This is a genomic window from Cupriavidus sp. FW306-1B-F12B (genome assembly GCF_058781795.1).
The window spans coordinates 1-13,341 of sequence record NZ_JBYSXC010000011.1 but is presented as its reverse complement, the minus strand read 5'-3'; the positions used below and the strand labels follow the sequence as shown (position 1 = coordinate 13,341).

Here is a 13,341-nt window from a genome sequence, read left to right as displayed (position 1 = left end):
GCGGTGCGCGTTGGTCTGATCCCGGAGCCGGCATGGAACCCCTCTCTTTTGAATTCGTCACCGTTGAGGAAGCAAAGAAGGTGCTGGACGGCGCGCCGCCAGTGCACGCCGAGCCTGACTGGAGCGGCGTGCGGCGCCCGCCTTCGCCGGAAGATACCTTGCTTACAGACGTCGCCATACGGTGGCTGGCGTCGCTGCCGGCCGAAGCGCGCCCCGTGGAGCTATGCCGCCGCTATGCGCGCATCGGCAACCAATTGGCTGCGCTATCTGTCAACCCGGCGGCTTTGCATGCTTTCCTGGTTGAGCTGCTGATCGACAAGCGCGGTGGGAGGCAGGGGTTTCCGGATGGGATTGCGTTTGAGTTGTCGCGGTTGCATGAGTATGTGGTGCGACTATTGCCTGGGTTAGGGGGGGAGCAGGGGTGGCCTGAGTTGGTGGATTGAGGTGGGCTGGGGTTGTTGTATGCCATGCGGTAGCGTGGCGCCATACGGTCGCTTATCGTCCTTGGCAAGCGTGGCTGTTTCGCCGGCGTAGCCGGCGAGTCACTTTTGTCCCGCCCAGGAGGGCGGAACAAGGCCGTCGACCTACGACAACATCGAACCAGCCCCCCAATGCCACCCTTTAAACCGTCGCCGCAGTCCCCAGAATCGCCGTAGCCTGACTCGACAACGTCCCCCCATTCCCATGCACAACGGCAACCTCAGCATCCCTCACCTGCCGCTCCCCACATTCCCCACGCAACTGCCGCACCGCTTCAATGGTAATGAACATCCCGTACATCCCAGGATGCACGCATGACAAGCCACCGCCATTGGTGTTCACCGGCAACCGCCCGCCCGGCGCAATGCCGCCACCGCTGACAAACTGACCGCCCTCCCCCTTGGCGCAGAACCCCAGGTCCTCCAGGAACAGCAGCGTATTGATGGTGAAAGCATCATAGAGCTCAGCCACGTCGACATCCGACGGCTTGAGCCCCGCCATGGCGAAGGCGCGCTCGCCGGATTCCTTGGCGGCCGTGACGGTCAGGTCCGGCATGCACGAGATCTGGCGGTGCCACGTGGCCGTGGCATTGCCCAGCACATAGACCGGCGGCCTGGCCAAATCCCTGGCGCGGTCCGCACGCACCATCACATAGGCGCCGGCACCATCGGTGACCAGGCAGCAGTCACGTACTGACAGCGGGTCCGACACCATGCGCGCATTGAGCACATCATCGATGCTGAGCGGGTCCCGCATCATCGCTTCCGGATTCAGCTGCGCCCACTTGCGCGCGGCCACGGCGACCTCGGCCAGGTGCTCGCGCGTGGTGCCGTACTGGTGCATATGGCGCGCCGCGGCGAGTGCATATGACGTGATCGGCTGCAGCGGGCTGTACGGGTGCTCATACGGCTGCGGGTCCAGCACCGCGCGCACCTTGGAGATGCCGGCGCGGCCAACCGTGGAGGTGCGCTGGTTGCTGCCGTAGCAGACCAGCACCGCATCGCACTGGCCCGATTCGAGCGCCATCATCGCCGGCAGCATGTGCGAGACAAAGCTGGAGCCGCCGATCATGGTGCTGTCGACAAACTTGGGCTTGATGCCAAGGTACTCGGCCACCGGCATCACCCACATGCTGGCGCCGACGCTGGCGGTGGCGATGCCGTCGATGTCGCGCATCGACAGGCCCGCATCCCTGACGGCGGCCTTGGCGGCCTCCACCAGGATTTCCATTTCAGTCTTGCCGTGGGCCTCGCCCAGGCCCGCCTGGCCGACCCCGACGATGGCGACGCTGCCACGCAAATTGGACAAACTCATGGCCTCAGCCCTCCACCGGATCGAACACGACGAGAGCGGCCTCGCCTTCCTTGCCCTGCGCCACGCGCGCCTGCACACGCATGCCGATGCGCACGCTGGCGGGCGCAATGCCTTCCACACGGCTCATCATGCGCACGCCCTCATCCAGGTCGACCAGCACCACGTTGTAGTCGCCGCCGGCATCCGGCTTGCGGCGGATCACGCTGGTGGAGTAGACCGTGCCGGTACCCTTGGGCTCGACCCAGGCGAGCGTGTCGCCGCCGCAGTGCGGGCAGATATTGCGCGGGAAAAACACGTGGCGCTTGCAGTCCTGGCAATGCTGGATGCGGAACTGGCCAGCGGCGAGCTGGTCCGCATAAGCCTTGTCCGGACCCACCGCCGCTTCTTGTTGGGGCATGGAGTCTCCTTCACTTTTGATGGTGCCGCCATGGGCCTTCCATGGCACGGCAATGAGCTTGCCGCAGTCTGTGCATTGCAACAATTCACATCTGCCGAAGGCTGGATTTTTGAATGCGGAAAGCGCCGCGCTCAGATCACCAGTTCGATCACAAACGGCCCCTTGCGCGCATTGGCCATGCGGAACAGGTCGGCAAAACCTTCCATGTCGCTGGCCTGCGCGCCCTCCACGCCCATGCCGTTGGCCAGCTTGACCCAGTCCAGGTCGGGATTGCCGATGTCCAGCATGTCCAGGGCGGTCTTGCCCGGGTTGGCGCCCACGCCTGCGAGCTCGCCCAGCAGGATGGCGTACTTGCGGTTGGCCAGCAGCACCACGGTGACGTCGAGTTGCTCGCGCGCCATGGTCCACAGCGACTGAAGCGTGTACATGGCCGAGCCATCGGCCTGCAGTGCCACCACGCGCCGGTCTGGCGCCGCCACCGCCGCGCCCACGGCCAGCGGCAGGCCTTCGCCGATGGCGCCGCCGGTCAGCTGCAGCCAGTCGTGCGGGGCCGCATGGACCGTGCCCGGATAGAAGGCGCGGCCGAAGCTGATGCTCTCTTCCACCACGATCGCCTGTTCGGGCAGCAAGGCGGTCAGCGTACGTGCCACCGCCTCGGACGTGACCGCGCCGCGGGCGGGCTCAACGGATGCGGGCGCTACGGCAGCCGGCAGCGGTGCATTGCGTGCACCCACCTCGTCGGCCAGGCGGGCCAGCGCTTCGGCAAGGTCTTCCTCCGGGCGTGCCAGCACGTGGATCACGGCATCTTCCGGATACGGGCGCGGCGACTTGCCCGGGTAGGCAAAGAACGTCACCGGCGCCGGTGCGCCGACCAGGATCACGTTGCGGATGCCGGCCAGCTTGTCGCGCGCGACGTCGCCCGAATATGGCACGCGGTCCACCGCCAGGCGGCCGCTGCCGCGCGACACGCGCGCATTGGACATGGGCGAGATCAGGCGGGCGCCGGTGGCCGCGGCAATGCGGTGCGCATCGGCCAGCGGCGCCTCGCGCAGCGCGCTGCCCCCCAGCACCACCAGCGTGGGCTGGCCCGAGCGCAGCACGCGCGCGGCCTGCTGCACGGCGTCGGGCGAGACCTTGGGCACCGCCAGCGGCGGCAGCGGCGCGGCCACCACGCCGCCCGCATCCCAGCACACATCGGAAGGCAGGATCAGGCTGGCGACCCCGCCCGGCGCGGCGCATGCGGCCTGCACCGCGGACGAGGCATCGGCGCCGACGGACGCAGCCTGCGTGGCCGTGCGCGTCCACACCGAGACCGGACGGGCCCAGCCTTCGGTATCCGCGGTCAGCGGTGCGTCCAGCGGCCGGTGGTAGGTGGCCTGGTCGCCGATGATGTTGACCACCGGCGTCTGCGCGCGGCGCGCGTTGTGCAGGTTGGCCAGGCCGTTGGCCAGCCCCGGGCCGCAATGCAGCAGCGTGGCGGCGGGCTTGCCGGCCATGCGCGCATAGCCATCGGCCGCGCCGGTGACCACGCCTTCGAACAGGCCCAGCACGCAGCGCATGCCCGGGATGCGGTCCAGCGCCGCGACGAAGTGCATCTCGCTGGTGCCCGGGTTGGCAAAGCAGGTGTCCACGCCGTTGGCGAGCAGGGTCTTGACCAGGCTCTCGGCGCCGTTCATCGGTTGGGTAGTTTCCATGTCTCGGGGTTCCGCTCAGGTTCTGGGTCAGCAGGTTGGCATTGGTTGCACTGGGGGCGTCAGGCCGGGCGCGGCCGCGCCGCCAGCAGGTCGAAATCCAGGCAGACAAACTCGGTCGGGAATTCGATGCGTGCGTAGTAGACGATCAGTTCGCCGCGCTCGCCCGGGACACAGGCAAAACGGCGCAGCTCAGCCACCGGCGCGCCCACGGCAAGCGCCAGCGCGGCGGCGGATTCGGCCCCGGCCGCGACGATCGACAGGCGCTGGCGCGCGGTGCTGACCGACAGGCCGGGGAAGCGGTCCAGCACCGGCACCGAGGCGCCCTGGCGGAAGGCCTCGGGCTCGCGCGCAAAGACGCCGGCCTCGATATAGACCTCGCCCACCGCGAACGGCCGCCCTTCCAGCCGGTGCAGCCGGCGCAGGAAGTGGTATTCGGCGGCGCGCTCACCGGGGCACGGCATGCCGAGATCGGCGGGCAGCGGCACGTTGCCGGCGGATTCGACCATCGCTTCGGTGTCCAGTTGCGCGCCCACCGCCACCGCCTCGTCCCAGCTGGTCGACAGCGACACCTGCCGCCGCGCCTGGCACGGCGCCTTGACGAAGGTGCCGCGCCCGCGCGAGCGCGCCACCAGCCCTTCTTCATCGAGCATCGACAAGGCATGGTGCATGGTCATGCGCGCCACGCCGTACTGGCGGCACAGCTCTTCCAGCGACGGGATGCGCTCACCCTCGCGCCAGGCGCCGCTTTCGATCTGGCGGCGGAAGATGGTGGCCAGCTGCAGGTAGACCGGCTGGCGGCTGCGCGCGAGGAGTTCGCTGGACGTGGTGTCTGCCATGCGGCAAGGGAGGTCGGGAAACGCCGGTGAATGTCGGGGAAAAGGGCGATGCGAGGGCCGCCCGGAGTCGTCCTGGCCGGACGACTATATAAAAGTCTATAAACCTAGACTACTCGGGTTAACGCCGATCCATGCCGCTCCGGTATTGCCAGGCCCGGGCGTGCATTCCGGGGCTTTTGTCGCCCGTGCGTCACGCGCCGGAACGTGCCGCAACCCCCACTTCAGCGCCCACCTTGCCACTGCCCAAGCGGACAGAATGCCACCATGCCCCAACCTTCCCGGGGGCAGGCGTGGCTGCCGCTTGCAGCCATCTCAAGGAGTCAACTTATGTTGATGCGAGACGTGATCCCCCAAATCCTGAACCGCGGCGCGGCCCAACTGGCGCCCGACGCGTTCGAGACCGCTTCGCACAAGACCTTCCACCATGCGATCGACATCTATCTCAAGGATTCCAATGCCTTTATGAACACCTACTTCGCCCGCTATTTCGAGTGGCAGGGCATTTGCCGGGAGCGGTGGTTCCATGAATGCATCCACGACAACCTGCTGGCCGCCGGCGGCGTCTTCGTGACCAAGCGCGCGCACCAGGAGTATGTCGAGGAGACGTTCCCGTTCCAGCGCGTGGATTGCTACCTGAACACCTTCCAGGTGCGACAGTGCTCGGCCTACCTGCTGTTCCGCTTCTGCGTGGGGGGCAAGCCGGTGTCGCTGGGCTACCAGCAGATCGTCTTCGCCGACCGGCAAAAGCGCATCACGCGCTTTCCGGCGGGCATCATCGAACGGGTCAGGGAATATGAACTGGCGCTGCCGGCACTGGCCAGCTGAGCCAGGCGCGGCTGACCCCGCGCGGGTCTGAATCCGGCACCGCCGGCCGTGGCTCAGCCGGCGGTGCTGGTGCGCAGCCGGCTGTCGGCCATGGCGGTGAAGCGCGGCAGGCTGAGGGTAAAGGTGGTATGCACGGCCGGCACCGACTCGCACTCAATGCGCCCGCCGAAGGTCTCGATCACGCGCCGGCAGAAGGCCAGACCGAGGCCGGCACCGGTGCCATGCGCCTTGGTGGAGAAGAACGGATCGAAGATGCGCGGCATGACGTCGGCCGCAATGCCCGGGCCGGTGTCGCGAAAGCGGATCACGTGGTACTGGCCCTCGGTCGCGCCGGTGATGTCGATGTGGCCGCCGCCGGCCGCGCGGATCGCATGCAGCGCGTTCTTCAGCAGATTGAACAGCACGTAGACCAGCAGCGTGTCGGAGCCGACAAAGCGCCAGCCCGCGTCGATGCCGCGCACCTGCACGCAGCCGCGCTCCTCGCCCTGGAACGGGTAGCGCTCCAGCGCCGCATGCACGCAGTCGGCAATGCCGTGCGGGGCAAAGCTGCTGCGGTCCAGCCGCTCCAGCGTGACCGAGGCCAGCGCCATGTCGATCACGGTGCTGGTGCCATCGACTTCCCGCGTGATGGCGCCGACCAGGCTCGACACGCGCTCAAGCTGGCCGGGCCGCATGCGGTCCTCGCACAGCCCCTGCTGGACCGCCAGCCGGTAGCCGTGCAGCACCTGCGGCCAGGTGCGCGCCAGCTCCTGCGCCTGCATGCGGATGGTCGCCAGCGGCGTGCGCACCTCGTGCGCCACGGTGGCGGCCAGCGAATACGGATGCATCAGGTCGTAGCGCACCACGCTGACCGCCAGGATGCCCAGGCTTGCCGCCACGAACACCACGCCCGGCGGATAGAACGCTGCGCCGTAGTTGACGGCGTAGTCCACCGCCGCCAGCGAATAGAGCGCCACCGCCACCAGGCACAGCTTGTAGCGCTTGCGGCGTTCGGCTGTCGCATTGCGCCGCGCCGCCACCAGCAGCCAGGCGCTGCGCAGCGCCACCAGCACCGTCTGCACCAGGTGCAGCGGATGCAGCGGGCCGGCCCTGGGATAGTCGCCGAAGAAATAGCTGTAGTAGCCGGAGACTACCTGGTCGGTGGTCAGCAGCAGCACCGCCAGCACCAGGCTCAGTCCGTACGAGGCCAGCAGCAGCGGCCGCTCGCGGCGGCTCTCGGTGACTTCGGCGATGAAGTGGTAGAACGTGGTCGGCAGGAACAGGATGAAGAGGTAGCCGAGCCGGGCCAGCACCAGCGCCACATCGGGATGCGAGGACTGGAACAGGAACACCCACGTGCCCTGCCAGGCGAAGGTGGTCACGCACAGCAGGAAGAACGAAGTGGAGACGCGCGTCACGCCCTTGGTCACCAGCACATAGAGGCCGTAACCGAGGAAGATCGACGAGACGAAGGCGGGCAAGGCTGCGTACATGCGGAGCGCGAAGGCAAGCCGGGCGGATGGCAGGGTCGGCGACGCGACATGTTATGCCCTGCGCGGGTGGCGCGTGCATCATTCGGTTGCATTCAGAGCTAATCCGCGCTTAATGCTGTGCGATACGCGCCGGCGCCCCCCTCGTTCCGGGGGTGCCGGGGTATCGAGCACGCGCGGCACGCAAACAGCAAGGCGGGACGCCCGCTGGCGTCCCGCCTTGCCTTGCTGCCACGCACTGCTTACCAGCGCGTGTCCCGTTCCCACTCCTTCATTTCTTCCTCGGCGCGCTCCTTGGTGTAGCCATAGCGCTCCTGGATGCGGCCGGCAAGCTGGTCACGCTTGCCGTTGATCTGCGCGATGTCGTCGTCGGTCAGCTTGCCCCACTTCTCCTTGATCTTGCCCTTCGCTTGTTCCCATTTGCCTTCGATCTGGTCCCAGTTCATCTCGTGCTCCTTCATCCGATGGCAAGGGGGCGCCATCGGAGGCGTCCCCTTGCGGGTGGTGCGGTGCGTGGCCCGCCAATGCTGGCGGGATGCCGCGAAGGCTTACTTGCCGTACTTGGCCTTCACATCGGCCTGGCACTTGTCCTTGGCATCGCCCGACATCGCGTCGCAGCGTTCCTTGTCGGCCTTGTAGGCGGCGTCGGTGGCGTCCTTCTTCGCGTCGGCGCGGGTTTCGGCCACGTCGGCACTGGTGCCGGTCGCCGCGGCCTTGTCGACCTTGGCAGCCATCAGTGCCTTTTCATGGGCGGCCTTGGCGTCCTTCTTGCAGACGTCCTTGTCGTTGCCCTTCTTGTCGTCGCACATTTCCTTGGCTACGTCATAGTCGCGGTCAGCCTTGGTCTTCTCGGCCTTGGCGGTCGCCTTCTGCGTGCCGTCGCGGCGGGCTTCGGCCTGGGCCTTGGCCACATCGCGGTCGCGCTTGGCCTCGGCCTTGCAGACGTCCTTGGCGTTGTCCTTCATGCCATTGCACTTGGCGGAGGCAGCCTTGTAGTCCGCATCAGCCTGCTTCACCGCGGCGTCATAGTCTGCCCTTGCCCCGGTTGCAGCCGTTCCGGACGTGGTTGTTGGTGCGGTCATCTGCGCCAGCGCAAATCCCGCCGGTGCGGCAACCATCATCGAACACACTGCTGCGGTCAGCCATTTCTTCAACATGTCGATCTCCTTTCCGGGTGATTGCGTAAAGGTACGCATGAGAGGCCGGCGGCTATGCTGCTGGCCATGCCGTAAGTACAGAGTAGGCCCGGGGGGGTATGGGAAGCAGGCGTCCGGTTCCGAAAGGCGCGTCAGACTATTCCGACATTGCAATGCGGGCGAGGCACGCGGCGGGGCATGCACCTGGTTGCTGAGGGGGGATGGTGCGGTCAGCGCGTCATGTGTGCGACGGCGGGCGAGCATGCGTGCCGCAGAACAAGGCGCCCCTCTCCCGCTGCGCGGGAGAGGGGCGCAAATTGCCAGTCAAGCAGGGCGGCCGTCAGCCCAGAATCGACGGCGTCAACCGGTTCTCGTCAGGCGCTTCGCCCTCTTCGTCCGGCCAGTTGCGCCCCACCATCCATTCATACAAGGTGGGCAGCACGATCAGCGTCAGCATGGTGGCGGTGATCAGCCCGCCGATGATGACGATGGCCAGCGGGCGCTGCGTCTCCGAGCCGATGGCGCGCGAGATCGCCATCGGGAACAAACCCAGCATGGCCAGCAGCGCGGTCATCAGCACCGTGCGCAGCCGGTCCATCGAGCCGGTCAGCACCGCCTGGCGCACCGGCATGCCTTCATCGCGCAGCTGGTTGAAGTAAGTCACCATGACCACGCCATTGAGCACCGCCTGTCCAAACAGCGCGATAAAGCCGATCGCCGCCGACACCGACAGCGGGATGCCGGTCAGGAACAGCGCGAACACGCCGCCGATCAGCGCGAACGGGATGTTCGAGATGATCAGCGTGGCGCTCTTGAACGACTTGAACGCATTGAACAGCAGCAGGAAGATCACCAGCACCGACAGCGGCACCACGATCGAGAGCCGCGCCATGGCGCGCTCCTGGTTCTCGAACTCGCCCGACCAGCTGATCTTGACGTCGTCGGCCTTGACGTTTTTCGCCACCAGCTTCTGCATGTCCTTGACCACGCTGCCCATGTCGCGGTCGCGGATAAAGATGCCGATCGAGGTGGTGCGCTGGCCGTTCTCGCGGCTGATGTTCATCGCGCCGGATGCCGCGCGGAAGGTCACCAGCTGCGACAGCGGCACCTGCGCGCCGTCCGCGGTCTGCATGAAGATATTGGGCAGGTTCGGCAGCGCGCGCTCCGACGGCTTCAGGCGCACGGCCACGCTGAAGTGCTTCTCGCCCTCCCACAGCTCGGTCGCGGCCTTGCCGGCCAGCGCGGTTTCCATCAGGTCCTGCACGTCGGCCACGTTGATGCCGTAGCGCGCGGCCTGGGCCCGGTCGAACTCCAGCACGTACTGCGGCAGTTCGCCGTCACGGTCGATAAAGGCGCGCATCACGCCCTTGACCGTCTGCACGTTGGCCAGGATCTGGTCGGCCACCTTCTTGTTCTGCTCCAGGCTGTCGCTCTGCACCTTGATCACGATCTGGCCCTTGATCTGCGAGATGCTCTCCAGGATGTTGTCGCGCACCGGCTGCGAGAAATTGGGCTCGATGCCGGGGAGCTGGCGCAGGTTCTTGTCGATCTCGCCGATGATGGCGCGCTTGTTGAAGCCGTCGCGCCATTGCTTCTCGGGCTTCAGGTCGACCAGGATCTCGACGGTGTTGATCAGCTTGGGATCGGTGCCGTCGTCGGGGCGGCCGACCTTGGAGATGGTGGTATTGACCTCCGGGGTCTTGCGGATCACGCTGCGCAGCAGCCGCGCCTGGTCGCGCGCCTCGTCGGTCGAGACCGATGCCGGCAGGTCGAAGCTGACCCACATCGAGCCTTCGTCCAGCTCGGGCAGGAACTCGCTGCCGAGGAACTTGCCCACGCCCACGGTCACTACCAGCAGGCCCAGCGCCGAGCCTACCACCAGTTTCTTGTGGTCCAGCGCCCAGGCCAGCATCGGCTCATAGAGCCGCTTGCAGTGGCGCACGATGAAGTTGTCGTCGTGCGCGATGTTCTTGGTGAGCAGCAGGTGGCACAGCAGCGGCACCAGCGTCAGCGAGAGGATCAGGGAGCCGATCAGCGCGCCCGTGACCGTGTAGGCCATCGGCGCGAAGATCTTGCCCTCGTGCCGCTGCAGCGTGAAGATCGGGATGTGCGCCGCAATGATGATGACCATCGAGAACACGGTCGGACGGCCCACTTCCGTGGTGGCCTGCAGGATCGCATGCAGGCGCGCCTTGCTGTCCTTGATCTGCTGCGCCTTGAGCTCGCCCAGCCGCTTGAAGATGTTCTCGACCACGATCACCGCGCCGTCGACGATGATACCGAAGTCCATCGCGCCCAGAGACAACAGGTTGGCCGGAATGCCCACCCAGGTCAGGCCGATGAAGGTTGACAACAGCGCCAGCGGGATGATCAGCGCCACGATTGCCGCGGCGCGCACGTTGGCCAGGAACAGGTACAGCACCGCCATCACCAGCAGCGCGCCCTCGACCAGGTTGCCGAACACCGTGTGCAGGGTCTTGTCGATCAGCGTGGAGCGGTCGTAGTACGGCACGATCTTCACGCCCTTGGGCAGGATCTGGTCGTCCAGCAGGTCGATCCTCTTCTTCAGCGCCTCCAGCACCAGCGACGGGTTCTCGCCCTTGCGCATCACCACGATGCCCGAGACGATGTCGTCCTCGTCGTCCTGGCCCATCAGGCCTTGCGGCGGCGCGCTGCCGACCCTCACGTCGGCGATGTCCTTGACCAGGATCGGGGTGCCCTGGTTCTCGGCCACCACCACGTTGGCGATATCGGCCGAGGTGCGGAAGCTGCCCAGCGAGCGCAGCAGGAACTGCTGCCGGCCGTGCGCCACGGCGCCGCCGCCGGCATTGGCGTTGGCGCGCTGCAGCGCAGTGAACAGCTGCGACAGCGAGATCTTGGCATCGCGCATGCGCGCCAGGTTGGGATTGACCTCGTACTGCTTGATGGTGCCGCCGATGGTGACCAGGTCGGCCACGCCCGGCACCTGGCGCAGGTTTTTCTCCACCACCCAGTCCTGCAGCGTGCGCAGCTCTTGCGCGGTATAGCCCTTGCCAGTCAGGCGGAAGCGGTAGATCTCGCCGATCGCGGTGGACAGCGGCGCCAGGTCCGGATGCACGCCGTCGGGCAGGTCCACGCTGCGCAGGCGCTCCAGGATCTGCTGGCGCGCGGTCACGTCGGTGGCCTTGTCGTTGAAGGTCACCATCATGAACGACAGGCCGAACTGCGTATGCGAAAACACCCGCACCGCGTTGGGCGTTCCGGCCAGCGCGGTTTCAATGGGGATGGTCACCTGGCGCTCCACCTCTTCGGCGGCGCGGCCCGGGTACAGCGTGATGACGTTGACCTGGATGTCGGAGACATCCGGGAAAGCTTCGATCGGCAGGTTCTTGAATGCAGCCAGGCCGCCCCCGACGAAGATAAGCAGGCCCAGCCAGACAAAGAGCTTCTGGTGCAGGGCAAAGCTGACGATGCGCGAAATCATGTGGCGGCCGTCCTCACTTCTTCTCGGACGCACGCGCCGCGTTCACGGCAGTGGCATCGCGCAGGATGTCCTGCAGGTAGAGGTTGCCGTCGGTGATCACGGTCTCGCCGTCCTTCACGCCTTCAAGCAGCTCGGTGGTGCCGGGCAGCGTCACGCCCACGCGCACCAGGCGGCGCTCGAAGGTATTGGCGGCGGTGCGCACGAACACATAGTTGCGGTTGTCGGCCAGGAACACGGCCTTGGACGGCACGGCGATGCCCTTGAACGACGCGGCCGGCAGCTTCGCGGTGACGAACATCTCCGCCTTCAGGCGGCGCTCCGGGTTGGGCACGTTCAGCCGCACCTTGATGCTGCGCGCGGTGGGATCGACATAGTCGGCGATCTTGACCACGGTGCCGGAGAAGGTCTCGCCGGGCCAGGCCGCGGTGGTGAGCTGCACGTCCACGCCCGGCTTGAACAGGCTCAGGTCGGCCTCGCCCGCATCGACCTGTGCCCACAGCGTGGTCGGATCGGTCACCAGGAACAACGGCGCGGCGGGCGGCTGGTCGGGGCGCAGCTCCATGCCGAGGTTGATGTTGCGCTCGACCACCAGGCCGTCGATCGGGCTGCGCAGCGCAAAGCGCTGGTTTACGATGCCTGAGGCGCCCGCGCCGCCCGCGGCCGCGCCGTACTGGGCCAGCGCCGCCTGGGTGCGCTGCAGGTCCGCCGCGGCGCGCGCGGCGTCGGCCTGCGCCTGCTCCAGCTCCTTCTGCGCGATGATGCCGGCGCCGTACAGCTCGCGCTGCCGTGCCAGCGCCTTGGCCGCGACCGCGCTGTCGGCGGCGGCCTTGCGCGCATCGGCCTGGGCCACGCCGAAATCGGGCGAGGTCAGGCTGGCCAGCGGCTGGCCCGCTTTCACGGTGGCACCGGGCTGCACCAGGATCTCGGTGACGCGGCCGGCAAACGGCGTCGACACGCGCACGGTCTTGTCCTCGTTCCACACCAGCCGGCCGGGCAGGCTCAGCATGCGCTCGCCGCCGGTCCTGGCGGATTCGCCGGCGATGCCCGGCAGCGTCTTCACGCTGGCCGGGAACTGGATGGTATTGCCGCTGACCTTGGGATCGTCATCGGCCTTGGGCGCTTCAGACTTGCCGCAGGCGGCCAGCGCCAGCGCGCACAGGGACAGGGCAGCAAGCCGTGCGGGCAGGCCAGCGGGGAAATGGACGGAAGACATGCGGCGGGACATGCGTGACAGGAGGGAGTGCATTGGATTCGCTGGGACTGCGGTTCAGGGACGCGAGCTCGTCGCAGTGCCGGTCGTGGAGGTCTGCAGCGCCGCGCGGTAGGCCGACAGGGCCTTGGCGTAATCGCCCTGGGCGCTGACGGCATCGAGCCGGGTCTGGCGCAGCGCGCGGCGGGCATCGAGCAGGTCGAGCACGCCGGTGGCGCCCTTGCCGTAGGCAAACTCGGCGCTGCCGGCCACGCTTTCGGCGGCGGGCAGCACGTCGTCGCGCATCTGCCGCAGTGACTGGCGCGCGGCTTCGAGCTGGCTGCGCAGCCGTTCCATCTCATTGCCGGCTTCCAGCAGCACGCGGTTGCGGTCGTCCAGCGCGGCGTAGTAGTCCACCTCGGCGCGGCGGGCCTCGCCGCCGTTGCTGTGGCGCACGTACAGCGGGATCGTCAGGAACACGCCGTAGCTGTTGCCGCTGCCGTTGGTATTGGTGGCCGAGACCGGATAGTGCTCGGCC

12 protein-coding genes are annotated in these 13,341 nt (G+C 67.2%); 2 read left to right on the top strand and 10 right to left on the bottom strand.

The window, feature by feature from the left end; genetic code table 11:
• Positions 1 to 32 precede the first annotated feature (32 nt).
• Complete coding sequence (locus AC3WLE_RS18780; RefSeq protein ID WP_035823786.1) at positions 33 to 443, top strand: hypothetical protein; 411 nt, start codon at positions 33 to 35, stop codon at positions 441 to 443.
• Positions 444 to 621: 178 nt separating this feature from the next.
• Here the strand turns inward: AC3WLE_RS18780 and AC3WLE_RS18775 are convergent, their stop codons facing one another.
• The 4 genes from AC3WLE_RS18775 to AC3WLE_RS18760 form a co-directional block, all read right to left on the bottom strand.
• Positions 622 to 1,794 (bottom strand): thiolase family protein, encoded by a 1,173-nt coding sequence (locus tag AC3WLE_RS18775; RefSeq protein WP_492320712.1) that lies wholly within the window; start codon positions 1,792 to 1,794, stop codon positions 622 to 624.
• A 4-nt stretch (positions 1,795 to 1,798) separates the two neighbouring features.
• Positions 1,799 to 2,191, bottom strand: a complete 393-nt coding sequence (locus tag AC3WLE_RS18770; RefSeq protein WP_051591783.1) for a Zn-ribbon domain-containing OB-fold protein — start codon at positions 2,189 to 2,191, stop codon at positions 1,799 to 1,801.
• Positions 2,192 to 2,322: 131 nt separating this feature from the next.
• Positions 2,323 to 3,867: an acetolactate synthase large subunit gene (locus AC3WLE_RS18765; RefSeq protein WP_492356700.1), complete on the bottom strand. Its 1,545-nt coding sequence runs from the start codon at positions 3,865 to 3,867 to the stop codon at positions 2,323 to 2,325.
• A 77-nt stretch (positions 3,868 to 3,944) separates the two neighbouring features.
• The gene (locus tag AC3WLE_RS18760; RefSeq protein WP_492356663.1) at positions 3,945 to 4,721 is read right to left on the bottom strand and encodes a GntR family transcriptional regulator; all 777 of its coding nucleotides are present in this window, start codon (positions 4,719 to 4,721) and stop codon (positions 3,945 to 3,947) included.
• 327 nt (positions 4,722 to 5,048) lie between these two features.
• On the opposite strand from AC3WLE_RS18760, the gene AC3WLE_RS18755 reads away from it, so the two are divergent.
• Complete coding sequence (locus AC3WLE_RS18755; protein WP_010810373.1) at positions 5,049 to 5,546, top strand: acyl-CoA thioesterase; 498 nt, start codon at positions 5,049 to 5,051, stop codon at positions 5,544 to 5,546.
• 53 nt (positions 5,547 to 5,599) lie between these two features.
• Here AC3WLE_RS18755 and AC3WLE_RS18750 read toward each other — a convergent pair whose 3' ends face one another.
• The 6 genes from AC3WLE_RS18750 to AC3WLE_RS18725 form a co-directional block, all read right to left on the bottom strand.
• Positions 5,600 to 7,018 (bottom strand): sensor histidine kinase, encoded by a 1,419-nt coding sequence (locus tag AC3WLE_RS18750; RefSeq protein WP_492320710.1) that lies wholly within the window; start codon positions 7,016 to 7,018, stop codon positions 5,600 to 5,602.
• Positions 7,019 to 7,257: 239 nt separating this feature from the next.
• The gene (locus AC3WLE_RS18745) at positions 7,258 to 7,461 is read right to left on the bottom strand and encodes a CsbD family protein (RefSeq protein ID WP_454750397.1); all 204 of its coding nucleotides are present in this window, start codon (positions 7,459 to 7,461) and stop codon (positions 7,258 to 7,260) included.
• A 102-nt stretch (positions 7,462 to 7,563) separates the two neighbouring features.
• Positions 7,564 to 8,172 carry a hypothetical protein gene (locus tag AC3WLE_RS18740; RefSeq protein ID WP_492320709.1) on the bottom strand — a complete coding sequence of 203 codons (609 nt, stop codon included), beginning with the start codon at positions 8,170 to 8,172 and terminating at the stop codon, positions 7,564 to 7,566.
• 319 nt (positions 8,173 to 8,491) lie between these two features.
• Complete coding sequence (locus AC3WLE_RS18735) at positions 8,492 to 11,614, bottom strand: efflux RND transporter permease subunit (RefSeq protein WP_492320708.1); 3,123 nt, start codon at positions 11,612 to 11,614, stop codon at positions 8,492 to 8,494.
• A gap of 13 nt (positions 11,615 to 11,627) precedes the next feature.
• Positions 11,628 to 12,827 (bottom strand): efflux RND transporter periplasmic adaptor subunit, encoded by a 1,200-nt coding sequence (locus tag AC3WLE_RS18730; RefSeq protein ID WP_492320707.1) that lies wholly within the window; start codon positions 12,825 to 12,827, stop codon positions 11,628 to 11,630.
• Positions 12,828 to 12,881: 54 nt separating this feature from the next.
• On the bottom strand, positions 12,882 to 13,341 hold a 460-nt coding region (locus tag AC3WLE_RS18725; RefSeq protein WP_492363588.1), incomplete at its 5' end, for a TolC family protein.